Raw genomic sequence first — 21,489 nt, forward strand, 5'->3', positions numbered from 1 at the left:
ACCGCTGGACGTTGAAGCGCCGCAAGCGGGGCAAGACCCCGATCGCGGCGAGACGGGTTGGAGCCGCATGCGCCTCGAATATTTCGACATGATCGACAAGGTCGAGAGCTTCGATCCGGCGAACAAGCGGATCCTGACCCGCTCGACCGTTCCGGCGCAAAGCCCGGTCTTCGAGGGCCATTTCCCCGGCCACCCGCTCGTTCCCGGCGTCCTGCTTACCGAGACCATGGCGCAGGCCTCCGGCTATCTGCTGCTCGGGCTCAACGGCCTGACGCAGATGCCGTTCCTGATGATGGTCGACAAGGCGCGTTTCCGCACTTTCGTCGAACCCGACGCCGTGCTCGACGTCAGCGCTGAGCTCGTCCATGAGGGCTCCGGCTACGCTGCGACAAAGGCGAAGATTTCGATCGCCGGCAAGCCGATCTGCGACGCCGAATTGCGCTTCCGCTTGATGCCGTTTCCCGCCGATATGCGCACCCTGATGCAGGCTCGCATCGCTGCCATCGGCCTCTCGCCGGAGGCAGTCTGACATGGCCCGCGACGTCGTCATCACCGGCATCGGCCTCGCCTCCAGCCTCGGCGAGGGCATCGAGGCGCACGCCCAGGCGCTCGCCTCCAACGCTGCGCCGATCGTCGACAGCCAGGGCTTCGCGCCCTATCCGCTGCATCCGCTGAAGCCACTCGAGCTCGACCGGCAGATCCCGAAGAAGTCTGACCAGCGCCAGATGGAGCCCTGGCAGCGCCTCGGCGTCTATACCGCAGGTCTTGCCCTCGACGATGCCGGGCTGAAGGACGACGCGGAGGCCAAGAGCCAGCTCCAGGTCATCGTCGCCGCCGGCGGCGGTGAACGCGACCACGCCGTCGACGCCGCCGTGCTGACCGGCCTGCGCAACGCCAACCAGCCCGGAGCCTTCCTCAACGAGCGGCTGATGGGCGATCTCAGGCCGACCTTGTTCCTGGCCCAGCTCTCCAACCTGCTCGCCGGCAATATCGGCATCGTCCACGGCATCACCGGCGCCTCGCGCACGCTGATGGGCGAGGAACAGGCCGGCGTCGACGCGATCCGCACGGCCCGGGCGCGGATCGAGGCCGGCCAGGCCGAAATCATCCTCGTCGGCGGCGCCTACAACGCCGAGCGCCGCGACATGCTGCTGCTGCTCGAGCTCGGCGGCTTTCTGCGCGCCGCGGATTTTGCTCCCGTCTTCTCCCGCAACGATGTGCCCGGCATGATCACCGGCAGCGCCGGCGCCTTCCTCGTGGTCGAATCGGCCGAGCGGGCTGCAGCGCGCGGCGCCAGGGCCCATGCCCGCCTCAGCCATGCGGCCGCTCATCGCAGCCGCCGCCAGCCCGGCTCGGTCGCCAAGGCGCTGGACGAATTGCTCGCCGGTTTCGGCCCGCTCGCATCGGACGCACTGGCGATCTCGGCTGCGACCGGCTGCGCCGGGATCACCGAGGAGGAGGCGGCCGCGATCGCCAAGGCCGCGCCAGCTGCGCGCCGCATCGCCACCGGCGACTTCACCGGCCATTCCCTCGAAGCCGCCTTCCCGGTCTCGGTCGCACTGGCAGCCGCAGCCCTCTCGACCGGCGCGGCGAACGAGGCGATCGTCACCGGCACCGCGCATTGGCGCGGCGAGGGCGCTGCCCGTCTGGTCAAGGCTTAAGGAGAGGCGTCATGGGTGCAAACCATCGCGACAGCCAGGGCCGGCCGATCGTCGCCGTCACCGGCCTCGGCATCATCACCTCGCTCGGCCAGGGCAAGGATGCCAACTGGGAGGCCCTGACCGCCGGCCGTTCCGGCATCCACCGCATCGAGCGCTTCCCGACCGAAGGCCTGCGCACCACTATCGCAGCGACCGTCGATTTCCTGTTCGACGGCTCCTTCGCCGCGCCGGAACTTTCCGAGAAGCTCGCCACGCTCGCCGCCGAGGAAGCAGTGGCGCAGAGCGGCCTCGGCGCCGCCGGCGATTTCCCCGGCGAGCTCTTCATGGCAGTGCCGCCGGTCGAGATGGAATGGCCGCAGAAGCAGGAGCTGGCGCAGGCCGTCGATGGCGACGCCGACTATGACGCGCTGCTGCGCGTCGCCGCTCGTCATAAGCACCAGGCGATGCATGAGCTCTTCCTGTTCGGCGGCGTCGCCGAGCACATCGCCGAGAAGTTCGGCACCAAGGGCTCGCCGATCTCGCTCTCGACCGCCTGCTCCTCGGGCGCGACCGCAATCCAGATGGGCGTCGAGGCGATCCGCCGCGGCGAGACTGAAGCTGCGCTCTGCATTGGCACCGACGGCTCGGTCCATGCCGAGGCGCTGATCCGCTTCTCGCTGCTCTCGGCGCTCTCGACCCAAAACGACCCGCCGGAAGCCTCCGCCAAGCCGTTCTCGAAGAATCGCGACGGCTTCGTCATGGGTGAAGGGGCCGGCGCGCTGGTGCTGGAGGATTACGACCACGCGCTCGCACGCGGCGCGACCATTCTCGGCATCGTCGCCGGCTGCGGCGAGCGTGGCGACGGCTTCCACCGCACCCGCTCGAGCCCGGACGGCAAGCCGGCGATCCTCGCCATGCAGGACGCCCTCGCCGATGCCGGCCTCACCCCGGACGATGTCGACTACATCAATGCCCACGGCACTTCGACGCCGGAGAACGACAAGATGGAGGCGATGAGCTGCTCCGCCGTCTTCGGTGAGCGCATGGCGAAGCTGCCGATCTCGTCGAACAAGTCGATGCTCGGCCATACGCTGACGGCCGCCGGTGCGGTCGAGGCGGTGATCTCGCTGCTGACCATCGCCAATGGCCGCATCCCGCCGACGATCAACTACAATACGCCTGATCCGGCGATCGCAATCGATGTCGTCCCCAACCAGGCTCGCGACGCCAAGGTGCGCACCGTGCTGTCTAACTCCTTCGGCTTCGGCGGCCAGAACACCTGCCTCGTCCTGACGGCGGGGCCATCAGCAGCATGACCAAGGTTCTCGTCACCGGCGGCGCCAAGGGCGTCGGCGCCGCGATCGTGCGGGCGCTCGTGGCTGATGGCCACGATGTCGACTTCACCTATCGCTCCTCGGCCGAGCAGGCGCAGGCGCTTGCCGCAGAGATCGCCACCGCCGCGCCCGGCCGCACCGTGCGCGCTCTGCCGCTCGATCTCTCCGACAAACCCGCGCTCGACGCCTTCTGCGAGCACTGCGAGGACGAAGCCTGGTTCGGCCTCGTCCACAATGCCGGCCAGCCCTATGACACGCTCGCCGCCATGCTGGTCCAGGACAAGGCGGAAGCCGCGATGCAGGTCAATTTCTGGGCCTTCACCCGTCTCGCCAAGAGCCTGATGCGCGGCATGATCCGCGCCAGGGCCGGCCGCATCGTCGCGATCGGCTCGGTCGCGGCGCTGCGCGGCAATCCCGGCAACGCGGCCTATGCCGCCTCCAAGGGTGCGCTGATCTCCTATGCCAAGACGCTCGCGGTCGAGACCGGCAAGCGCGGCGTCACCGTCAACGTGATCGCACCCGGCTTCGTCGACACCGACATGATGGCGCCCTACGCCGCCTATCGCGACAAGATGGAAAGCCAGATCCCGGCAGGCCGCTTCGCCAGGCCGGACGAGGTCGCCGGCCTCGCCGCCTTCCTGCTGAGCCCCCCTGCGGCCTACATCACCGGCACCGTGCTGCCGATCGATGGCGGGGTTACCGCGCAGATGGGCGTGCATCGCTAACGTTGGCGCCAACGCTTCACGTGAAACATGGTAAACGGCCGGCGCTTGGCGGAGAGTAGAAGATCGCCTAAGTTCACTTCGAACCGGAGTGAACCATCATGACGGCAGCCTTCACGATTCGCCTCGACGCCGAGACCCTCGCCAAGCTCGACGCGCTGGCATCGGATACCGACCGCTCACGCAACTGGCTCGCTGCCAAGGCGATCGAGAACTACATCAAGCTCAATGCTTGGCAGATCGAGCAAATCAAGGCCGGTCTGGCGGAAGCCGATCGAAGTGAATTCGCGACCGATGAGGAAGTCGACGCTGTCTTCGCAAAGTACCGGACGAAGCCGTGAAGCTTCGCTGGACCAAGCGAGCTCTCGCTGAAATCGACGCGATCTTCGCTTATGTTTCCACCGACAGCCCGACCGCAGCGGAGCGTCTTGCTCTCCTCATCGAGACCAAGGTGCAATCACTGCTTGATCATCCAAATCTCGGCCGGCCCGGCCGTGTTGACGGCACCCGCGAATTCGTGGTGACGGGTACGCCCTACATACTTCCCTATCGCGTCCGTAACGGGCGCGTCGAAATCCTCGCTGTCCTGCACGCCTCGCAGCAATGGCCGGACCAGCTCTGAAAGACGATCCATGCTCTCGCTCCAGCTTCATGGCGACCGCGATCTCCGCCTCGAACAGATCGAGCCGCCACCGCCACCGGCGGCCGGTGAGGTCCAGATCCGCGTGCGCGCCGTCGGGCTGAACTATCTCGACCTCTGGGGCTTCCGCGGCATGGCCTTCGCCAAGCGCAAGATGCCGCAGGCTGCCGGCGTCGAAGCGGCTGGCGAGGTCGTCGCCGTCGGTGAGGGCGTCTCGCGCTTTCGCGAAGGCGATACGGTAACGATGTACGGCGCCGAGACCTGCGGCCAGTGCAAGGCCTGCCGCGAGGGCCGCGACAATCTCTGCGAGAACGTCGCCGGCATCATGGGCTTCCACATCGACGGCTTCGCCCGAGAACTGGTCAACCGGCCCGAGCGCCTCGTCATCAAGGCGCCGAAGGGCGTCTCCTTCGAGGAGGCCGCCTGCGCGCCGATCGGCTTCGGCACGGTCCAGCACATGCTGTTCGACAATGCCGGGCTCGAACCCGGCGAATCGGTGCTGGTCCATGCCGGCGGCTCCGGCATTGGCACCGCGGCGATCCTGATGGCCAAGGCGATCGGCTGCACCGTCTACACCACCGTCGGCGACGACGAGAAAGGCGCGAAAGCCAAGGCGCTCGGCGCCGATTTCGTCGTCAACTACAAGACCGAGCGTTTCGAGGGCGAGGTCCGGCGTCTGACCAAGCGCAAGGGCGTCGACGTCGTCTTCGAACATGTCGGCGCCGACACCTGGAACGGCTCGCTGCTCTGCCTCAAGCGCGGCGGCCGCCTCGTCACCTGCGGTGCCACCTCCGGCCCCTCGGCGACCATCAACCTGATGCAGCTCTTCCAGCAGCAATATCGGATCACCGGCTCGTTCGGCTGCCGGATCGAGAACATCTCGCAAGCGCTGGAGAAGATGGCCGCCGGCATGAAGCCGGTGATCGATACGGTCTTCCCGCTCGCCGAATTCGAGCAGGGCCTCGCCCGGATCGAGGCCCGCAAGGTCTTCGGCAAGGTCATCGTCACGCTCTGATCAGGCCCTTCGAGCCGGCGCGACTTGACGCGCCGGCCACAATCCCGCAAGTCGCGCCGCGATGGCGAGGTCCTTCCCGGACGCTGCGCCGGCGCACCGGGCGGGGATCTTGAGGCAACTGAAGCAATTTGCGACGCGCATCGGCGCTGCGCTGATGATCGGGCTCATCCGCGCGGTCTTCGCCTTCCTGCGCGCGCTCGGCCTTGAGCGGGCTTCCGATCTCGGCGGCTGGCTCCTGCGCAGCGCGAGCCCGCTGATCCCGGTCAACCGGGTCGCCTATGCCAATGTCCGCGCCGCCTTCCCCGGCATCGACGACGCCGAAGCCCGGCGCCTCGTCCGCGGTGGCTGGGAGAATCTCGGCCGCACCGTCGCCGAATACGCCCATCTCAAGACGCTGTTCGACTATGACTACCACAACCCCGACCCCAATGGCCGGGTCGAGGTCGTCGGCATCGAGCATTTCATCGCGCTCAAGGACGACGCCAAGCCGGGGCTGATCTTCTCCGCCCATCTCGGCAATTGGGAACTGCCGGCGATCTGCGCCGCGACCTACGATCTCGACACCACCGCCGTCTTCCGCGCCCCGAACGATCCGGCGATTGCCGCCGTCGTCCACGAGATCCGCTCCGGCGCCATGGGTGGGCTCGCCGCCGCCAAGCAGGGCGCCGCCTTCGCCATGCAGGGCGTGCTCGAGAATGGCGGCCATCTCGGCATGCTGATCGACCAGCATTTCACCCGCGGCGTGGTCGTGCCTTTCCTGGGACGTCCGGCGCTGACCAATCCGATCCTCGGCAAGTTCGCCCGCCGCTTCGAATGCCCGGTGCATGGCGTGCGCGTCATCCGCCTACCGAACCGGCGTTTCCGCATCGAACTCACGCCGCCGCTCGATCTGCCGCGCGATACGAATGGCGAGATCGACGTCACCGGCGCCATGGCGATGATGACCGCCGTGGTCGAGGGCTGGGTCCGGGAGCATCCCGAGCAATGGCTCTGGATGCACCGGCGCTGGCGTCCGAACCTGATCGGCGCCGAGGCGCTGGCACGTTTTCGCGAGCAGGCGCCGCAGAAGCCTGTTTTCAAGGCAACGTGATTTCCAATTGAGTGGAGAGTAGCGCTTTTGGTAACCGCCTGCTTCTATACAGGCGTCGAGTTTGAATGATGGTCCGCCACATCAGCAACATCGCTGCTGCCGCTGCTCTCCTGCTCCTCGCAGGGCTCCCGGCGCATGCCCAGCAGCCCACGGCCCAGCCGCAGGCGGTGGTGGAGCTCTTCACCAGCCAGGGCTGCTCGTCCTGCCCCGCGGCGGACGCGCTCTTCACCGAGCTTGCCAAGGACCCAAAGCTGATCACGCTCACCCTGCCGGTGACCTATTGGGACTATCTCGGCTGGAAGGACACGCTCGGCCAGGAGGTCTTCAGCAAGCGCCAGAAGCTCTACGCCAAGGCACGCGGCGACGGCCAGATCTACACGCCCCAGGCGGTGGTCAATGGCACCGCCCATATCGTCGGCTCCGACAAGGGCGGCATCGACAAGCTCGTCAAGGAGCAGGGCAAGGACGGTTTCCCGGTCAAGATCGACCTCGTCGAGGCGGACGGCACGTTGCGTGTCGGCTTGGGCACGGCCCCGTTCACCGGCGAGAAGCCGGCCGTGGTCCTGCTGCTGCAGGTCAGCCGCACCGCGACCGTGCCGATCGAGCGCGGCGAGAACAGCGGCAAGACCGTGACCTATGCCAATGTCGTGCGCGGCATCAGTCGCATCGGCGAATGGAACGGAGCAGCTGCGTCGCTGACCGTGCCGCTCGAGACCGTCCGCTCAGCCGCAAAGGCCGATTCCTATGTCGTGCTGGTTCAGGGCGATCCCTATGCCCGCCAGAGCGCGATCCTCGGCGCGGCCCGCGGCCCGGCCAAGTAAACGGCCAAAGGAAGCCGGCCTCTACAGGATCACCACCTTGTTGGGCAGTTCGTCGACATCGTCGGCGGCCGGCGGCGCATGCGCGGTAAGCACGGCGCCGACATCGCGCACCGCCGCGATCAGGCCTTCTCGCAAGGCGTCCTGCGCCGCCGCAGCGAGCAGCGGCTCGACGATCTTCTGCCAGGCCTCGCCATCGACCTTGGCGGAGATGCCGGCATCGGCCACCACTTCGGCATAGCGCTCCTGCACGGCGATGTAGAGCAGCACGCCGGTGCGTCCCCGCGTCAGCGTCAGCCCGCGCGCGGTGAACTCGCGCAGCGCCGTCTCATGCGCCTGCCGCCGCTTGACGAAGCCAGGCACGAAGCGCCCGCCGCGCCCATACCAGAGCAGGGTCGCAAGCAGCAGCGCCGCCGCGATGAGCTGCGTCAGGAAGATGCTCGCGGCGCTCAATGTCGTCAGCAGCAGGAATGGCCAGGGCACGACCAGCGCGAGCGCCAGCGCCAGCACGAGCGGCACCGCGACATAGCTGCCGGCGGCGCGGTCGACGACGACGACGATCTCGCCGGAGGTCTGGCGCTCGGCCTCGCGCACGGCTTCGGCGATGGCGTCGCGATCGTCGGAATTCAGCATCTCACCAATCCCCCGAGGCACCGCCACCACCGGACGAGCCACCACCACCCGAGAACCCGCCCGAGCCCGAGCCGCCTCCCAAGCCGCCCGAAGAAGAGCCCCCGCCCCAGCCCGAGCCGCGGGAGGGCGGCAGGACGATCCAGCGGCCGTCCCGCGTCCGGTGCCGGCGCGAGCCGCCGGAAGAGCGGCCGAGCTCCCGCATGAAGCTCACGATCAGGATGAACACCATGATCATGACGAAAATCACCGCGGCGGTCTCGACCCAGGAGGATTCGTCGCTGCGAATCTGCGCCCGCCGTTGCCATTCCTCGGCATCGCCGGTCAGGATCGACAGGATCGCGTCGACGCCGCCCTCGATACCCCCCGCGAAATCGCCGTTCTTGAACTTGGGCGCGACCGCGGTGGTGATGATCACCTTGGAGAGCGCATCGGTCAGCGCGCCCTCGAGCCCATAACCGACCTCGATGCGCACCTTGCGTTCGTTCGGCGCCACCAGCAGCAGCAGGCCATTGTTCTTCGCCTTGTCGCCGAGCTTCCAGGCCCGGAACAGGCCGTTGGCGAACTCCTCGATCGGGTAGCCCTGCAGCGAGGGCAGAGTCGCGACCACGACCTGATCGCTGGTCTTCTCCTCATGCGCCCTGAGCTTCTGCTCGATCCGGGCGGAAGCCTCGGCGTTGAGCAGGTTTGCATTGTCGACGATGCGGCCAGTCAGGGCGGGGTAATTGGGCTCGGCCGCGGCCGCGAGGAAGGGGATGAGGAGGAAGAAAAGTAGCGAAAGCCACGCCGAAACGATCGGGCGAGCGCGCCTCTTCCCTTCTCCCGAATGGGAGAAGGTGGCGCGGAGCGTCGGATGAGGGCCTGCGCTATCCGCAGAAGGCACAACCACGCCGCTGCTCCCTATCCGGAAAGGGCGGTCCCTCACCCCTGCCCCTCTCCCACACGGGAGAGGGGTTCCTCGCGCCTCATCACGACCGATAGAGCTCACGGAACGCTGGCAGTCAGAACTTCACCGCCGGCGGCCGCTCCGCGCCGGCCGTCGCCGAGAAGCTCTCCATCGGCTTGGCGCCCCAGAACAGGCGGGCCCAGATCACGCCCGGGAAGGTCCGGATCTCGGTGTTGAAGGCCTGCACCGCCTGGATGTAGTCGCGTCTGGCGACGGCGACCCGGTTCTCGGTGCCCTCGAGCTGCGACTGCAATGCCAGGAAGTTCTGGTTCGACTTGAGATCGGGATAGCGCTCGACCGTCACCATCAGGCGCCCCAGCGCGCCGCTGAGCTGGTTCTGCGCGTCCTGGTATTCCTTGAACTTGGCGGGGTCGGTGATGGTCGAGGCGTCGACCTTGACCTGCGTCGCCTTGGCGCGTGCCTCGATCACCTGGGTCAGAACCTCGCGCTCCTGCTGGGCGTAACCCTTCACGGTCTCGACCAAGTTGGGGATCAGATCGGCGCGGCGCTGATACTGGTTCTGCACCTCACCCCAGGCCGCCTTGGCCTTTTCCTCCAGCGTCGGCACGTTGTTGTAGCCGCAGCCCGCCAAAACCAGGCCGAACAGCCCGACCAGCAGCATGACGAGGGGCCGGCGAAACACCGGAGACTGCGAGAGCACCATGACGAACCCCTTCGGCTAGGCAGGACAAATCAGGTTTCGACCATAGCTGCGCCGCGAGGCAGAGCAAACCAACGCCACAAGCATGGCGCGTAGGCCGGCAAGCAGGCTAGTCTGTGCAGCCAACGAGGAGGCGTGGGCCATGCAGCTTACATCGTCCGCATTCGCTACCCGCTCGATCATAGCGCTCGGCCTTTGCTTCGCCGCAGCAACCGCAGCCCCTGCCCAGACCATGGCGCCAGCGCCGGAAGCCGCGACCGGCCGCACCGCCAAGACGCTCGGCACGGCGCAGCGCTACATGGCCGCAGCCGCCAACCCGCTCGCCGCCTCGGCCGGCCGCGAGATCCTGCGCGCCGGCGGCAGCGCGACCGATGCGGCGATCGCGATCCAGCTCGTGCTCAACCTGGTCGAGCCGCAGAGCTCGGGCATCGGCGGCGGCGCCTTCTTCGTCTATTGGGACGAGGCCGGCCGCCAGCTGACGACGCTCGACGGGCGCGAGACCGCGCCGAAAGCCGCGAACCCCGAGCGCTTCCTCGGCGCCGACGGCAAGCCGATGAAATTCGCAGACGCCGTCGTCGGCGGCCGCTCTGTCGGCGTGCCCGGCACGGTCAGGCTGCTCGAGGAGGCGCATCGGCGCTGGGGCAAGCTGCCCTGGGCCGAAGTCTTCACCCCGGCGATCAAGCTGGCGGAGGAGGGCTTTGCGATCTCGCCGCGTCTGGGCGGCCTGCTCGCGCTGGAAAAGAACCTCGGCAAGGACGCCCAGGCCGCCCCCTATTTCTACGAGGCCGACGGCAAGCCGAGAGCGGTCGGCACCATCCTGAAGAATCCCGCCTTCGCCGCGACGCTCCGCGCTATCGCCGGCCGCGGCGCCGACGCCTTTTACGAGGGCGCGATCGCCGAAGACATCGTCGCGACAGTGACCGGCCACAAGGACAATCCCGGCGATATCACGCTCGACGACCTCAAGGACTATAAGGTCGAGGAGCGCGCGCCGCTCTGCGGCCGCTACCGCGCCTATACGCTCTGCGGTATGGGCCCGCCGAGTTCGGGCGCCATCGCCGTGCAGCAGATCCTCGGCATCCTGGAGACGAAGGACATCGCCCGTCTCGGTGCGGGCGCTGAAGCCGCGCATATGTTCGCGGAGGCCGGCAAGCTCGCCTTCGCCGACCGGGCTCTCTATCTCGGCGACCCCGCCTTCGTCAGCGTCCCGACCCAGGGCCTGATCGACGAAGGCTATGTTCACGAGCGCGCTATGCTGGTCAGCCCCGACAGGGCGATGGCCAAGGCCGCCGCCGGCAACCCGCCGAACAAGCGCGCGCTCCTGCTCGCGCCCTCCGAGGGCATCGAGAACGGCACCAGCCATATCTCGGTGATCGACGCCGCCGGCAATGCGGTGTCGATGACGACGACGATCGAGGACGGCTTCGGCTCGCGCCTGATGACCAAGGGCGGCTTCCTGCTCAACAACGAATTGACCGATTTCTCTTTCGCACCCGCCGAGGACGGCAAGCCGGTCGCCAACCGGGTCGAGCCTGGCAAGCGCCCGCGCTCGTCGATGGCGCCAACCATCGTCTTCGACGCCTTCGGCCGGCTCTACGCCGTCACCGGTTCGCCCGGCGGCAGCCAGATCATCGGCTATGTCGCCAAGACGCTGGTCGCGCTGCTCGACTGGAAGATGGACCCGCAGCGCGCCGTCGACCTCGCCAATTTCGGCAACCGCAACGGCCCGACCGAGCTGGAGAAGAGCAGCGAGGCGGAAAGCTGGAAGACCGCGCTGGAGGCCAAGGGTCACGAGATCAGGCTGATCGAGATGACCTCGGGCATCCAGGCGATCGTCAAGACGCCGGAAGGCTATCTCGGCGGCGCCGATGGGCGTCGCGAGGGCGTCGCGATCGGCGATTGAAGCCGACGCTACCCGCAGCGTGACAAGCGTCGCGAGGGCTTGCCGCGCTCCGACCAGACCAGCACGTCGCCGTCCCGGCTGAGATTGATCCGGCGTTTCTCAGTCATGCCTTCGCCGCGGCAGGTCGCTGCAATGTCCCAGCGACCGTTGCCGCCACCGACCTTGTCGAAGGTGCAGGCGAATTCGAAACCCTCGACGCCGCGCGCCGTGAAGCGCATCGGAATCTCGTCGGTGGTGCCGAGCTTGTTGCGGCACCACCCGGCTTCGCTGGCCCAGCGGCCGGCATAAGCGGGCTGCTGGGCAGCTGCAGTGTGAATCAGGCCGAGCGACGAGAGGCTGATGAGCAAGGCGTAGCGGAGCATGGCATCCCCCATCATGGTGACGATGCCAGATTTGGCGAAGTCAGACGGGTTTTGTCCAGATCAGGCCCGCTCGGGCCGCCTCGGCTCGCCGCCCGCCCCGCGTCCGGCAATGACCCAGTAGACAAAGCCTGTGGCGGCGCCGACCAGGAAGAGCGCTGCCACGACCTGCAGCTCACGCGCGCTCGGCGTTCTGGTCATTCCGAGCATGGCAAGGGGCAGCAGTGCCGCCAGCAGGCCGGTGAGGCCACTCTGGATCAAACCACTGCGCAGGCGGAAGAGCTCGGACCCGACCGCGACCAGCACCACCGGCAGGACCAGGATGGCGAAGCCGAGTCGGCCGAGCAGCGAAAAGGCCGCCTGCGCCGTCGGGCCGGGATCGAAGCCGCGCTCGGCCTGGTCGAACAGCGTCGCGAGCAGGCGCTCGAAGCCGCCACCGATCAGCAGGCCGAGATCGGGCGAGGCGACGCCGGCGATCATCAGCGCGACCAGGCCGAAGCCGATCGCAAACAGCAGCGCGAAGGGGATCAGCAGCAGCCAGCGCAGCATGTCAGTGCGCGACCGCTGTGGTTTCGGCCTCGTCCTGCTCCAGCATCAGCCGGGCCCGGGCCGAGAGCTTCTCGGTCTCGCTCTTGAGCTGGCCGCAGGCGGCGAGGATGTCGCGTCCGCGCGGCGTGCGCACCGGCGAGGCATAGCCCGCCTTGAAGACGATCTCGGAGAAGCGTTCGATCCGCTCCCAATCCGAGCATTCGTAGCGCGTGCCGGGCCAGGGATTGAACGGGATCAGGTTGATCTTGGCCGGAATGCCCTTGAGCAGGCGCACCAGCTCGCGCGCCTCGGCGTCGCTGTCGTTGACGCCCTTCAGCATGACGTACTCGAAGGTGATCCGCTTGGCGTTCGACAGGCCGGGATAGTTCCGGCAGGCCTCGAGCAGATCCTTGATCGGGTACTTCTTGTTGAGCGGCACCAGTTCGTTGCGCAATTCGTCGCGCACCGCATGCAGCGAGATCGCCAGCATCGTGCCCATCTCGTCGCCGAGCGGGCCGATCTGCGGCACCACGCCCGAGGTCGAGACGGTGATGCGCCGGCGGCCGAGCGACAGGCCCTGATCATCGGTGATCACGCCGATCGCATCGCGCACGCCGTCGAAATTATAGAGCGGCTCGCCCATGCCCATGAAGACGATGTTCGAGACGAAGCGCCCGCCATCATTGGGAACGAAGGCGCCCTCGGGTGCACTGCGATGCGGAAAATCGCCGAGCCGGTCGCGCGCCACCATCAATTGCGTGACGATTTCTTCGGTGGTGAGATTGCGGACGAGCCGCTGCGTGCCGGTATGGCAGAAAGTACAGGTCAGGGTGCAGCCGACCTGGCTGGAGACGCAGAGCGTGCCGCGATCGACCTCAGGGATATAGACGCACTCGATCTCGGCGCCGCGATCGCGCGGGCCGGTCGGGGCCATGCGCAGCAGCCATTTGCGGGTGCCGTCGCTGGAGACCTGCTCGGCGGTGACTTCCGGCAAATCGAGCGTGAAATGTTCGGCGAGCTGGGCCCGCAAGCCCTTGCCGATCGTCGTCATCTCAGCGAAGTCGCGGACGCCAAAATGGTAGATCCAGTTCCAGAGCTGGCCGACGCGCATGCGCCGTTCCTTCTCGGGAATGCCGATCTCGGCCAGGGCCGCATCCAGACCGGCGCGCGTGCGCCCGGCCAATGAAGGCCGCCGCACAACAGGTTCGGCCGCCGGAGAGGCGGCTTCAGCAACAGAGAGATTCATCGGAACTCGGCTCATAGCGGGCGCTTCCCGCCCGGAATTGGCCGCCTCATAGCACGAGAGCGGCCTATCGCGAAATCGTCCTGGGCATCGGACCGAAAAGTGGAACCCACTTTTCGGATAAATCCGATGCATCATCAAAGTGTTCGATCGCTACTTCGCGCCCGAAAGGGCGCGCCGCGATCTACTTGCAGGCGTCCTCGGCCCGCTTGACGATCTGCGAGATGCCGGCGAGCGAATACTTGTCGCTGGTCGGATTGCCGCGCTTCGAGGTGCCCTTGATTTCGAGCCCGGAGCCCTTGCGCAACGCATCGAGCATGCGGCCTTCCTCGGCCGGGTTCTTCAGCCAGACATTCTGGCCCTTGGCGACCAGCGCGAAGCGGTCGCTGCCGATGATCGCCTGATGCTCGACATCTTCCTTGAGGTCGAAATTCATCACGAGGCTGATCTCGTTGCGCACGCCCTCGCCCGGGCGGCTGGAGATGAACAGCAGGCCCTCGACATCCTTGAGATTGGCGGGGATGCGGGTCTCGGCCTTGGACAGGGCGTAGCAGATCTTCGAGCGACCCTGCTGCGAGGAGAAGGCCTGCCATTTGCCGGCGGTTTCGAGCAGCAGCGCCTGGCCCTGCCCGCCGGCCGCGGCGGGCTTCGCCGACGCCGGCTTGGCGGCTGGAGCGCGCTGGGCCTGCGCCGGAACGGCCGCAAAGCTGATGACCGCCAGGCCGAGCATGGCAGCGGCCAGGAGCGGGAGCGGGGCGGAAGAGGGAGCCGAAATGCGAATCATGGATCGCCAGTAACCAACAAAAACCTTAACGCCGAATGGAGAATGCGCGGGATCGGCGATCCGGATTGACGCAACGCGTCGGATAGGATGTCACGATCCTGGCGAAAATGCGAACGTCCGCTGCAGCTGCGCCAAAGGGACGACGCCTTCTCCTTCAATAGTTTAGGAAGAGCTCCGAGCTGGTTCCGTTCGGCTTGCGCCTGTGTCAGCCTTGTGCAGATGCGAAGAGACCGGCCTGATGGGATGGAGGATCGATGAAGGCGCTGCTGTGCGAAGCCCTCGGACCGGCTGAGACCCTGGTGATCCGCGACCTGCCCGAGCCGAAGCCAGGCCCCGGCGAGATCGCGATCCGGGTCACGGCCGCGGCGCTCAATTTCTTCGACACGCTGGTGATCCAGGGCCGCTACCAGGTGAAGCCGCCTCTGCCGTTCTCGCCCTCGGCCGAATGCGCCGGGGTGGTCAGTGCCGTCGGCGACGGCGTCACCGATTGGCGGGTCGGCGAGCGCGTCGCCGCCTGGCTCGGCCATGGCGCAGCACGCGAGACGGTCGTCGTCCCGATCGAGGCAGCGATCCGGATTCCCGACAAGCTCAGCGACCATCAGGCCGCCGGCCTCTTCGTCACCTATGGCACGGCGATGCACGGGCTGATCCAGCGCGGCGGGATCGCGCCAGGCGAAACGCTCGCCATCCTCGGCGCCGCCGGCGGGGCCGGCCTAGCCGCGGTCGAGATCGGCGCCCTGCTCGGCGCGCGGGTGGTCGCCTGCGCCTCCTCGCCGGAAAAGCTCGCGCTCGCCCGCGAGCATGGCGCGCAGGAGGCGATTGACTACGCTGCCGACGATCTCCGGGTGGGGCTGCGGCGCCTCGCTCCCGCCGGTCTCGACGCGCTCTACGACACGGTCGGCGGCGCACTCGCCGAGCCGGCGCTGCGCTCGATGGGCTGGGGCGGGCGCTATCTCGTCGTCGGCTTCGCCGGCGGCGAGATCCCGAAGATCCCGCTCAACCTCCTGCTGCTGAAGGGCTGCGACCTGCGCGGCGTGTTCTGGGGCGATTTCGTCCGGCGCGATCCGGCCGGACATCGCGCCAATATGGAGCGACTGCTCGCCTGGGCCGCAGCCGGGCAAATCCGCGCCCATGTCCACGGCGCTTATCCCCTGGAGCAGGCGGCGGAAGCGCTCGCGCTGATCGCCGGCCGCAAGGTCCAGGGAAAGGTCGTGCTGGTTCCCTGACCGATCAGAGATCGGCCAGCATCTCCTTGGCCCTCTCGCGGTGCTCCGGCGTGATCGAGCCGGCGACGGCGGCCAGCGCCGCCGCGATCACCGCGGCATCGTCAGTGAAGCCGAGCAGCGGCATCACATCGGGAATCGCATCCAGCGGCAGCACGAAATAGCCGAGCGCCGCCAGCAGCGTCAGCTTGACGCGCCGCGGCGTCGACGGGTCGCGCGTGCAGACGAAAGCCGCGAGCAGATCCTCGGCGAAGGGGATGCGCTTCGCCATCCGCTTCAGCCGGCCGAGGAACTCGGAGCCGAAGCGCGCCTCGTCGCGCAGGCTCTTGCGGATCGCCGCCATCTCCTCGCGCGTGAAACTCTGTCCGAAACCGAAGCTGTCGCTCATCCGTCCTCTCCCTTGGCAGGCCAGTTCTAGCCCGCCGTCGACGCAAAAATGTGGCCCCGCATGAAGGGCTGCACAAGGGATCGACTCAGAATCGCACGTCGGACCCTCTTGGATACCGAGCATCGCGCCTCTAAAGCCGATGCAGCAATGTCAAAAGACGCGAGGAACGCCATGAAACTCGACTCCTCCATCGCCGCCATCGTCACCGGCGGCGCCTCCGGCCTCGGCGAGGGCACGGCCCGCATGCTCGCCGGCCATGGCGTCAAGGTCGCGCTGTTCGATCTCAACGCCGAGCGCGGCGAAGCCATTGCCAAAGAAATTAGCGGTCTGTTCTGCCTTTGCGACGTCACCAGCGAGCAATCGGTCGACGCGGCCCTCGAGAAGGCGCGCGCCGCCCATGGCGTCGCCCGGATCGTCGTCAACTGCGCCGGCATCGCGCCCGGCCGCCGCGTCGTCTCGAAGAAGCGCGACAGCGGCGAGCTCGTCGCCCATGACCTCGCCACTTTCGAAAAAGCGGTCGCGATCAACCTGACCGGCACCTTCCGGCTGATCGCCAAATCGGCGGTGGCGCTCGCCGGCCTCGATCCGATCACCGAGGATGGTGGCCGCGGCGTCTTCGTCTGCACGGCCTCCGTCGCCGCCGAGGACGGCCAGATCGGTCAGGCCGCCTATGCCGCCTCAAAGGCCGGCGTGGTCGGCTTGACGCTGCCGGTCGCCCGCGATCTCGCCGGCGTCGGCATCCGCGTGGTCACGATCATGCCCGGTCTGTTCGAGACACCGATGTTCGCCGGCCTGCCCGACGATGCCCGCGCCTCGCTCGCCGTCTCGGTTCCGCATCCCTCGCGCCTCGGCCGGGCCTCGGAATATGCCGCACTGGTCAAGAGCATCGTCGAGAACGACATGCTGAACGGCACCGCGATCCGTCTCGACGGTGCGATCAGGCTCGCGCCGAAATAGAGGCGAGCACGTCATGCTCGGGTCTGCGCTTCGCCCGAGAATGACGCCCGCCCTTACTCCGCTGCTTCCGGCCGCTTGATCTCGTGCTTTAGGATCAGCGGCGTCTGGGCCAGCGCGAAGATCATGGTCAGCGGCATCACGCCCCAGACCTTGAACGCGACCCAGAAATCCTGGGTCTGCGTGCGCCAGACCACCTCGTTCAGCACGGCGAGGACGAAGAAGAACAGGCCCCAGCGCAAGGTCAGCTTGCGCCAGCCCTCCGCGTCGAGCTGCAAGACGCTGTCGAGCACCAGCGCCAGCAGCGAGCGGCCGAAATAGAGCCCGCCGAGCAGGATGCAGCCGAACAGCGCGTTCACGATGGTCGGCTTGACCTTGATGAAGAAGGCGTCGTCGAGCGCCAGCGTCAGCCCGCCGAAAACCGTCACCACGACCGCGTTGACGATCGCCATGCGCGGCAGGTGGTTCATCACGATCTTCGACAACGCCAGCGCGATCAGCGAGGCCGCGATGAAGATGCCGGTGGCGACGAAGATGCGCCGGTCCTCGGCGACGCCGAACCAGCGGTCGCCATAGGAATTGGCGAAGAAGAAGATCGCCAACGGCCCAAACTCGAGCGCGAGCTTGAGGAGCGGATTGATCGGTTTTGCCTTGCTCGGGCTCGCCGCCGTCCCACTCATGCCGCTTCTCCCAGCCCTGCCACGGCGCGGGCGAAATCACGCGCCGAGAATGGTTCGAGGTCGTCGACGCTCTCGCCGACGCCGATGAAATGCACGGGCAGGCCGAACTGGGCCGCCAACGCCACGAGGATGCCGCCGCGCGCCGTGCCGTCGAGCTTGGTCATCACCAGCCCGGTGACGCCGGCCGTGTCGCGGAAGGCCTCGACCTGGCTGACCGCGTTCTGGCCGACGGTGGCGTCGAGCACCAGCAGCGCCGCATGCGGCGTCTCGGGATCCAGCTTGCGGATCACCCGCACCACCTTGGCCAGTTCGTCCATCAACCCCGTCTTGTTCTGCAGCCGCCCGGCCGTGTCGATCAACAGTACGTCGGTGCCCCCGGCCTTGGCCTTCTGCAGCGCCTCGAAGGCAAGCCCGGCCGCATCGGCGCCCTGCTGGCCGGAAATGACTTCGGCACCCGTACGCTCGCCCCAGACCTTGAGCTGTTCGATCGCCGCCGCGCGGAAAGTATCGCCCGCCGCCAGCATCACCGACTTGCCCTCGGCCCGAAACTTGGCCGCGAGCTTGCCGATCGTCGTCGTCTTGCCCGAGCCGTTGACCCCGACCATCAGGATCACGAACGGCTTTTTGGTGGCGTCGATCGCAAGCGGGGTGGCGACCGGGGTCAGGATCGTCTCGATCTCGCGGGCCAGGATCGTCTTCACCTCCTCGGGCTCGATCTGCTTGTCGTAGCGCCCCTCGCCGACGGCCTTGGCGATGCGGGCCGAGGTCGCAAGCCCGAGATCCGCCTGGATCAGAATGTCTTCCAGGTCCTCCAGCGTCGCCGCATCGAGCTTGCGCTTGGTGAAAAGGTCGCTGATGCCGGTCGTCAGCGCCGACGAGGTGCGCGACAGGCCATCGCGCAGCCGGCGCCACCAGCTACGCTTCGGCTGCACCGGTTCCGGCTCAGCCACCACGATCGGCAGCGGCGCATCCTCGCCGAGCAGGATTTCGGGCGCGAGCGGCGCCTCCGGCTCGGCTTCGGGCACGATCTCGGCCGCGGGCTCGGCTGGCGGCTCCGGATGCGGGATGGGCGCCGGTTCCGGCGGCCGCACCTCTGCCTGGTCCAGTCCGAACAGCTTCGAGAAGAAGCCGCGTTTCTTCGGTTCGGTCTCGCTCATCGCTCGTCCCGCCGCCGTAAGCGGCGACGCTTGGGGTTGCACCGCCCTGCGGTCATGTTTAGCGCAATGCCATGACGAGCCCCGAGCGACCAGCCTTTTCGCAGGACGACCTGCCCTTCGCGCTTTTGCATCGCGACGCGATGATGCTCGTCATCGACAAGCCCGCGGGGCTTCCCGTGCATCGCGGCCCGGCGGCGAAAGGCCGCATCATCCCGGTGCTGACCGATCATCTCGACGCCCTGCGCTTCGGCCTGCCGCGCCGGCCGGAAGCGGCGCACCGGCTCGACAAGGACACCTCCGGCTGCCTTGTGCTCGGCCGGCATCCCCGTGCCATGGCGCAGCTCAACCAGCTATTTCGCGATGGCCGCATCGAGAAAACCTATTGGGCGGTCGTCGAAGGCGACCCCGCGGAGGACGCAGGATTGATCGACCTGCCTCTGGGGAAGCGCTCGCCCGAACGCGGCTGGTGGATGAAACCGGACCCGGACGGCCTGCCCTCGCAGACACGCTACCGCGTGCTCGGCCGCGGCCATGTCAACGGCACCGCCATCGCCTGGCTGGCGCTCGAGCCGCTGACCGGCCGCACGCACCAATTGCGCGTGCACTGCGCCGCAAGCTTCGGGCCGATTCATGGTGACGAAATCTACGGTTCGGCGCCACGCGATGCCGGTCCGGGCTTGCACCTGCATGCGCAAAGCATCGCGATTCCGCTCAATCCGAAGCGCGAGCCGGTGACAGTCGCCGCCCCGCCACCACAGCATATGCACGCGGCGCTCGCGGCCTGCGGCTGGTCCGCGGCGACAAGCTTTCCTAAACCCTAACGCCGCCGCGACCGACGACAAGACCTCGTCAACCATTCCCTAAGGCGCATCTGCTATCCCCGGTTGCACTGGCCCACGGGGTTTCTCATGCTGGATAAGGTGGCGAGAACGGCGGAAGCGCGCGATGCGCTGCTGACCTTCGCGCAGGCGCGGGTCGACATCGCTGCCGATGCCGGGGCTAACGCCGCGCTCGCCACGCTTTTGGACTGGGTCGAGAGCTATCTGATGCGCGAGCATCCCGATCTCGGCCGCACCGGCGCCGTCTGCCCCTTCACGCGCCAGGCCGCCCGCATCGACACGGCGCGGCTCGCCATCTGCACGGCCGGGCCGGACGAGGAGGAGCGCGCCTTCGCCCTGATCCGCGGCAGTTTCGGTGCGCTCGACGCCATTCCCTGCAAGCCCGGCATGGTGCATTTCCGCACCGTCATCGTCGGCTTCCCGAACTGCGCCGACGCGCGCGGCGTCGCGATGCTGCAGCGCGTCCAGAAGCGCCACAAATTCTATTCCCTCTCGCGCGGCCGCATGATCGGGCTGATGTATGGGGGCTCTGAAGCGCCGGGCTTGTGGAACCGCGATTTCCGGCCCTTGCGGGCGCCGTTGCCCGTCCTCGCCATTCGCCACATGGTCGAGCACGATGCGCCCTTCGCAGCCCGGCATCCGCTGCTGCTCGCCCCTTATCTCGCGAAATTCCGGCTGGCGGGGGCAAAGCGCCTGATCGACCACCTCCGCGGCCAGGGTTGAGCATGCCCGCCAAGTCCATGCGTCGGAATTCGGAAAGATCGCTCTCGCCCGGCGGCGAGACCGCTGCCGGCTTCTCCGTCGAGATCCTCTCCGGCCGCGACGCTTTCCTTGCCCTGAAGCCGGAATGGGATGCGCTCTTCGCCCGCGCCGGCCTGCCGCATCAGCTTTTCCAGAATCATGCCTTCCTGCGGCACTGGTGCGACCACTATCTCGGCGCCGATGATCGCCTTTGCCTCCTCGTAGGCCGCGAGGCAGGCCGCCTCGTCATGCTCTGGCCGCTGGAGCGCCGGCGCCGCCTCGGCCTGGAGCTGGTGCGCCTGATGGGCGCGCCGGTGGCACAGTTCGGCGATGTCCTGATCGAGGCCGGCCCGAAGCGCGAGCATTGGCTGGAACGAGGCTGGGAGGCGCTGCGCCGGCGCGGTGTCGATCTCGTCGAACTACGCCTGGTCCGGGCCGACGCGGCACTTGCCCATTGCGGCCGGCTCGGGACCGTCGCGCCGGTGGTGAGCCAGGAGGCGCCGTTCGCCGACCTCGGCCTGCGCGTCACGCCGGATGGGCCGAGCCTCGTCTACCCGGCGCGCGACCGCTCCAATTATCGCCGCCGCCTGCGCCGGCTCGCCGAGCGCGGCGAGATCGCCTTCGCCCATCAGGAGCCCGGGCCCGAGGCGGCCATGCTGGCCGAGCAGGCGGTGGCGATGAAGCGCGCCTCCCTCGCCCAGCACGGTATCGTCGCTCCCGCGATCCTGAATCCACGCTTCGGGCGCTTCTTCGCGGCTGTCGCCGCCGACCGAAGCGAGGATACGGGCCTGCGCCTCTCGGTCGTGACCTGCGACGACCGGCCCGTCGGGATCGACCTGTCCTTCGATTGCAAGGGCCGCAGCTTCGGCCATGTCATCGCCAGCGATCCCGCCTTCGAGCGGGAAGGCCTCGGCCGGGTGCTGATCCACCATGCCTTCGCCAGCGCCAGGGCGCGCGGCAACTCGATCTTCGATCTGCTGGCGCCGGCCGATCCCTACAAGCACGAGCATGCCGACGGGGCCGTGCCGGTGCGCGATTTCACCGTGCCCTTGAGTTGGCGCGGGCAGCTCGCCTGCGATGTCGCGCTGCCGCATCTGCGCCCGACGCTGAAGGCGATCGCCAAGCGCCTGCCGGCGGGCTGGGTGCGACGCTTCGCAAACTAAGGCCTCGGCTTATCCGAAAACCGGCACCCAT

25 protein-coding genes are annotated in these 21,489 nt (G+C 67.7%); 15 read left to right on the forward strand and 10 right to left on the reverse strand.

Annotated features, from left to right (window positions below; translation table 11 throughout):
- Nucleotides 1–67: 67 nt before the first annotated feature.
- The 9 genes from ASE66_RS22420 (at nucleotide 68) to ASE66_RS22460 (ending at nucleotide 7,262) form a co-directional block, all read left to right on the forward strand.
- Nucleotides 68–529, forward strand: a complete 462-nt coding sequence (locus ASE66_RS22420; protein WP_057191988.1) for a 3-hydroxyacyl-ACP dehydratase FabZ family protein — start codon at nucleotides 68–70, stop codon at nucleotides 527–529.
- A gap of 1 nt (nucleotide 530) precedes the next feature.
- On the forward strand, nucleotides 531–1,661 hold the full coding sequence (locus tag ASE66_RS22425) for a beta-ketoacyl-ACP synthase (protein ID WP_057191989.1): 1,131 nt from the start codon (nucleotides 531–533) through the stop codon (nucleotides 1,659–1,661).
- A gap of 11 nt (nucleotides 1,662–1,672) precedes the next feature.
- Nucleotides 1,673–2,956 carry a beta-ketoacyl-ACP synthase gene (locus ASE66_RS22430; RefSeq protein ID WP_057191990.1) on the forward strand — a complete coding sequence of 428 codons (1,284 nt, stop codon included), beginning with the start codon at nucleotides 1,673–1,675 and terminating at the stop codon, nucleotides 2,954–2,956.
- A complete protein-coding gene (locus ASE66_RS22435) occupies nucleotides 2,953–3,699 on the forward strand; it encodes an SDR family oxidoreductase (RefSeq protein ID WP_057191991.1) in 747 nt (248 codons plus the stop codon). The genes ASE66_RS22430 and ASE66_RS22435 overlap by 4 nt, the downstream gene beginning before the upstream one ends.
- 98 nt (nucleotides 3,700–3,797) lie before the next feature.
- On the forward strand, nucleotides 3,798–4,037 hold the full coding sequence (locus ASE66_RS22440) for a CopG family ribbon-helix-helix protein (RefSeq protein ID WP_057191992.1): 240 nt from the start codon (nucleotides 3,798–3,800) through the stop codon (nucleotides 4,035–4,037).
- Complete coding sequence (locus ASE66_RS22445) at nucleotides 4,034–4,318, forward strand: type II toxin-antitoxin system mRNA interferase toxin, RelE/StbE family (RefSeq protein WP_057191993.1); 285 nt, start codon at nucleotides 4,034–4,036, stop codon at nucleotides 4,316–4,318. The genes ASE66_RS22440 and ASE66_RS22445 overlap by 4 nt, the downstream gene beginning before the upstream one ends.
- 10 nt (nucleotides 4,319–4,328) lie before the next feature.
- A complete protein-coding gene (locus tag ASE66_RS22450; protein ID WP_057191994.1) occupies nucleotides 4,329–5,351 on the forward strand; it encodes a zinc-binding dehydrogenase in 1,023 nt (340 codons plus the stop codon).
- Between the two features lie 61 nt (nucleotides 5,352–5,412).
- Nucleotides 5,413–6,441 (forward strand): lipid A biosynthesis lauroyl acyltransferase, encoded by a 1,029-nt coding sequence (locus tag ASE66_RS22455; RefSeq protein ID WP_200964637.1) that lies wholly within the window; start codon nucleotides 5,413–5,415, stop codon nucleotides 6,439–6,441.
- A 68-nt stretch (nucleotides 6,442–6,509) separates the two neighbouring features.
- A complete protein-coding gene (locus tag ASE66_RS22460; RefSeq protein WP_057192065.1) occupies nucleotides 6,510–7,262 on the forward strand; it encodes a DUF1223 domain-containing protein in 753 nt (250 codons plus the stop codon).
- Nucleotides 7,263–7,283: 21 nt separating this feature from the next.
- Here ASE66_RS22460 and ASE66_RS22465 read toward each other — a convergent pair whose 3' ends face one another.
- From ASE66_RS22465 to ASE66_RS22475, 3 genes are all read right to left on the reverse strand, one after another.
- Nucleotides 7,284–7,892, reverse strand: a complete 609-nt coding sequence (locus ASE66_RS22465; protein WP_057191995.1) for a TPM domain-containing protein — start codon at nucleotides 7,890–7,892, stop codon at nucleotides 7,284–7,286.
- A 1-nt stretch (nucleotide 7,893) separates the two neighbouring features.
- The gene (locus tag ASE66_RS22470) at nucleotides 7,894–8,685 is read right to left on the reverse strand and encodes a TPM domain-containing protein (protein WP_057192066.1); all 792 of its coding nucleotides are present in this window, start codon (nucleotides 8,683–8,685) and stop codon (nucleotides 7,894–7,896) included.
- Between the two features lie 205 nt (nucleotides 8,686–8,890).
- On the reverse strand, nucleotides 8,891–9,457 hold the full coding sequence (locus ASE66_RS22475; RefSeq protein WP_244495030.1) for a LemA family protein: 567 nt from the start codon (nucleotides 9,455–9,457) through the stop codon (nucleotides 8,891–8,893).
- Between the two features lie 181 nt (nucleotides 9,458–9,638).
- On the opposite strand from ASE66_RS22475, the gene ggt reads away from it, so the two are divergent.
- A complete protein-coding gene (gene ggt / locus ASE66_RS22480) occupies nucleotides 9,639–11,399 on the forward strand; it encodes a gamma-glutamyltransferase (RefSeq protein ID WP_057191997.1) in 1,761 nt (586 codons plus the stop codon).
- An 8-nt stretch (nucleotides 11,400–11,407) separates the two neighbouring features.
- Here the strand turns inward: ggt and ASE66_RS22485 are convergent, their stop codons facing one another.
- From ASE66_RS22485 to ASE66_RS22500, 4 genes are all read right to left on the reverse strand, one after another.
- Entirely contained in the window at nucleotides 11,408–11,761 is a 354-nt protein-coding gene (locus ASE66_RS22485; protein ID WP_057191998.1) for a hypothetical protein, read from the reverse strand.
- 60 nt (nucleotides 11,762–11,821) lie between these two features.
- Nucleotides 11,822–12,307 (reverse strand): hypothetical protein, encoded by a 486-nt coding sequence (locus ASE66_RS22490; protein WP_057191999.1) that lies wholly within the window; start codon nucleotides 12,305–12,307, stop codon nucleotides 11,822–11,824.
- A gap of 1 nt (nucleotide 12,308) precedes the next feature.
- Nucleotides 12,309–13,532 (reverse strand): 23S rRNA (adenine(2503)-C(2))-methyltransferase RlmN, encoded by a 1,224-nt coding sequence (gene rlmN, locus ASE66_RS22495; protein WP_057192000.1) that lies wholly within the window; start codon nucleotides 13,530–13,532, stop codon nucleotides 12,309–12,311.
- A 181-nt stretch (nucleotides 13,533–13,713) separates the two neighbouring features.
- Nucleotides 13,714–14,259 carry a hypothetical protein gene (locus tag ASE66_RS22500; protein WP_156412284.1) on the reverse strand — a complete coding sequence of 182 codons (546 nt, stop codon included), beginning with the start codon at nucleotides 14,257–14,259 and terminating at the stop codon, nucleotides 13,714–13,716.
- A 308-nt stretch (nucleotides 14,260–14,567) separates the two neighbouring features.
- On the opposite strand from ASE66_RS22500, the gene ASE66_RS22505 reads away from it, so the two are divergent.
- A complete protein-coding gene (locus tag ASE66_RS22505; protein WP_057192002.1) occupies nucleotides 14,568–15,539 on the forward strand; it encodes an NADPH:quinone oxidoreductase family protein in 972 nt (323 codons plus the stop codon).
- A 4-nt stretch (nucleotides 15,540–15,543) separates the two neighbouring features.
- Here the strand turns inward: ASE66_RS22505 and ASE66_RS22510 are convergent, their stop codons facing one another.
- A complete protein-coding gene (locus ASE66_RS22510) occupies nucleotides 15,544–15,924 on the reverse strand; it encodes a YkvA family protein (RefSeq protein ID WP_057192003.1) in 381 nt (126 codons plus the stop codon).
- A gap of 171 nt (nucleotides 15,925–16,095) precedes the next feature.
- Between ASE66_RS22510 and ASE66_RS22515 the strand changes: the two genes are divergently transcribed.
- A complete protein-coding gene (locus ASE66_RS22515; RefSeq protein WP_057192004.1) occupies nucleotides 16,096–16,881 on the forward strand; it encodes an SDR family NAD(P)-dependent oxidoreductase in 786 nt (261 codons plus the stop codon).
- 53 nt (nucleotides 16,882–16,934) lie between these two features.
- Here the strand turns inward: ASE66_RS22515 and ASE66_RS22520 are convergent, their stop codons facing one another.
- Nucleotides 16,935–17,558 carry a septation protein A gene (locus ASE66_RS22520; protein WP_057192005.1) on the reverse strand — a complete coding sequence of 208 codons (624 nt, stop codon included), beginning with the start codon at nucleotides 17,556–17,558 and terminating at the stop codon, nucleotides 16,935–16,937.
- Entirely contained in the window at nucleotides 17,555–18,808 is a 1,254-nt protein-coding gene (gene ftsY / locus ASE66_RS22525; RefSeq protein ID WP_082613664.1) for a signal recognition particle-docking protein FtsY, read from the reverse strand. Before ftsY ends, ASE66_RS22520 begins: the two co-directional genes overlap by 4 nt.
- On the opposite strand from ftsY, the gene ASE66_RS22530 reads away from it, so the two are divergent.
- The 3 genes from ASE66_RS22530 to ASE66_RS22540 all read left to right on the forward strand — a co-directional run bounded on the left by ASE66_RS22530 (nucleotide 18,787) and on the right by ASE66_RS22540 (nucleotide 21,458).
- The gene (locus ASE66_RS22530; RefSeq protein WP_057192007.1) at nucleotides 18,787–19,536 is read left to right on the forward strand and encodes an RluA family pseudouridine synthase; all 750 of its coding nucleotides are present in this window, start codon (nucleotides 18,787–18,789) and stop codon (nucleotides 19,534–19,536) included. The genes ftsY and ASE66_RS22530 overlap by 22 nt on opposite strands.
- Nucleotides 19,537–19,623: 87 nt before the next feature.
- Nucleotides 19,624–20,277, forward strand: a complete 654-nt coding sequence (locus ASE66_RS22535; protein WP_057192008.1) for a DUF6875 domain-containing protein — start codon at nucleotides 19,624–19,626, stop codon at nucleotides 20,275–20,277.
- Between the two features lie 17 nt (nucleotides 20,278–20,294).
- Nucleotides 20,295–21,458, forward strand: coding sequence for a GNAT family N-acetyltransferase (locus ASE66_RS22540; RefSeq protein ID WP_162262526.1), 1,164 nt, complete (start codon nucleotides 20,295–20,297; stop codon nucleotides 21,456–21,458).
- Nucleotides 21,459–21,489: the final 31 nt, after the last annotated feature.

The organism is Allobosea sp. Root483D1 (assembly GCF_001429505.1).
Classification (GTDB): domain Bacteria; phylum Pseudomonadota; class Alphaproteobacteria; order Rhizobiales; family Beijerinckiaceae; genus Allobosea.

Coding starts and splice junctions, on each gene's coding strand:
- ASE66_RS22420 (WP_057191988.1), top strand. CDS start 68: ATGCGCCTCGAATATTTCGACATGATCGACAAGGTCGAGAGCTTCGAT.
- ASE66_RS22425 (WP_057191989.1), top strand. CDS start 531: ATGGCCCGCGACGTCGTCATCACCGGCATCGGCCTCGCCTCCAGCCTC.
- ASE66_RS22430 (WP_057191990.1), top strand. CDS start 1,673: ATGGGTGCAAACCATCGCGACAGCCAGGGCCGGCCGATCGTCGCCGTC.
- ASE66_RS22435 (WP_057191991.1), top strand. CDS start 2,953: ATGACCAAGGTTCTCGTCACCGGCGGCGCCAAGGGCGTCGGCGCCGCG.
- ASE66_RS22440 (WP_057191992.1), top strand. CDS start 3,798: ATGACGGCAGCCTTCACGATTCGCCTCGACGCCGAGACCCTCGCCAAG.
- ASE66_RS22450 (WP_057191994.1), top strand. CDS start 4,329: ATGCTCTCGCTCCAGCTTCATGGCGACCGCGATCTCCGCCTCGAACAG.
- ASE66_RS22455 (WP_200964637.1), top strand. CDS start 5,413: ATGGCGAGGTCCTTCCCGGACGCTGCGCCGGCGCACCGGGCGGGGATC.
- ASE66_RS22460 (WP_057192065.1), top strand. CDS start 6,510: ATGGTCCGCCACATCAGCAACATCGCTGCTGCCGCTGCTCTCCTGCTC.
- ASE66_RS22465 (WP_057191995.1), bottom strand. CDS start 7,892: ATGCTGAATTCCGACGATCGCGACGCCATCGCCGAAGCCGTGCGCGAG.
- ASE66_RS22475 (WP_244495030.1), bottom strand. CDS start 9,457: ATGCTGCTGGTCGGGCTGTTCGGCCTGGTTTTGGCGGGCTGCGGCTAC.
- ggt (WP_057191997.1), top strand. CDS start 9,639: ATGCAGCTTACATCGTCCGCATTCGCTACCCGCTCGATCATAGCGCTC.
- ASE66_RS22485 (WP_057191998.1), bottom strand. CDS start 11,761: ATGCTCCGCTACGCCTTGCTCATCAGCCTCTCGTCGCTCGGCCTGATT.
- ASE66_RS22490 (WP_057191999.1), bottom strand. CDS start 12,307: ATGCTGCGCTGGCTGCTGCTGATCCCCTTCGCGCTGCTGTTTGCGATC.
- rlmN (WP_057192000.1), bottom strand. CDS start 13,532: ATGAATCTCTCTGTTGCTGAAGCCGCCTCTCCGGCGGCCGAACCTGTT.
- ASE66_RS22500 (WP_156412284.1), bottom strand. CDS start 14,259: ATGCTCGGCCTGGCGGTCATCAGCTTTGCGGCCGTTCCGGCGCAGGCC.
- ASE66_RS22505 (WP_057192002.1), top strand. CDS start 14,568: ATGAAGGCGCTGCTGTGCGAAGCCCTCGGACCGGCTGAGACCCTGGTG.
- ASE66_RS22510 (WP_057192003.1), bottom strand. CDS start 15,924: ATGAGCGACAGCTTCGGTTTCGGACAGAGTTTCACGCGCGAGGAGATG.
- ASE66_RS22515 (WP_057192004.1), top strand. CDS start 16,096: ATGAAACTCGACTCCTCCATCGCCGCCATCGTCACCGGCGGCGCCTCC.
- ASE66_RS22520 (WP_057192005.1), bottom strand. CDS start 17,558: ATGAGTGGGACGGCGGCGAGCCCGAGCAAGGCAAAACCGATCAATCCG.
- ASE66_RS22530 (WP_057192007.1), top strand. CDS start 18,787: ATGACGAGCCCCGAGCGACCAGCCTTTTCGCAGGACGACCTGCCCTTC.
- ASE66_RS22535 (WP_057192008.1), top strand. CDS start 19,624: ATGCTGGATAAGGTGGCGAGAACGGCGGAAGCGCGCGATGCGCTGCTG.
- ASE66_RS22540 (WP_162262526.1), top strand. CDS start 20,295: ATGCGTCGGAATTCGGAAAGATCGCTCTCGCCCGGCGGCGAGACCGCT.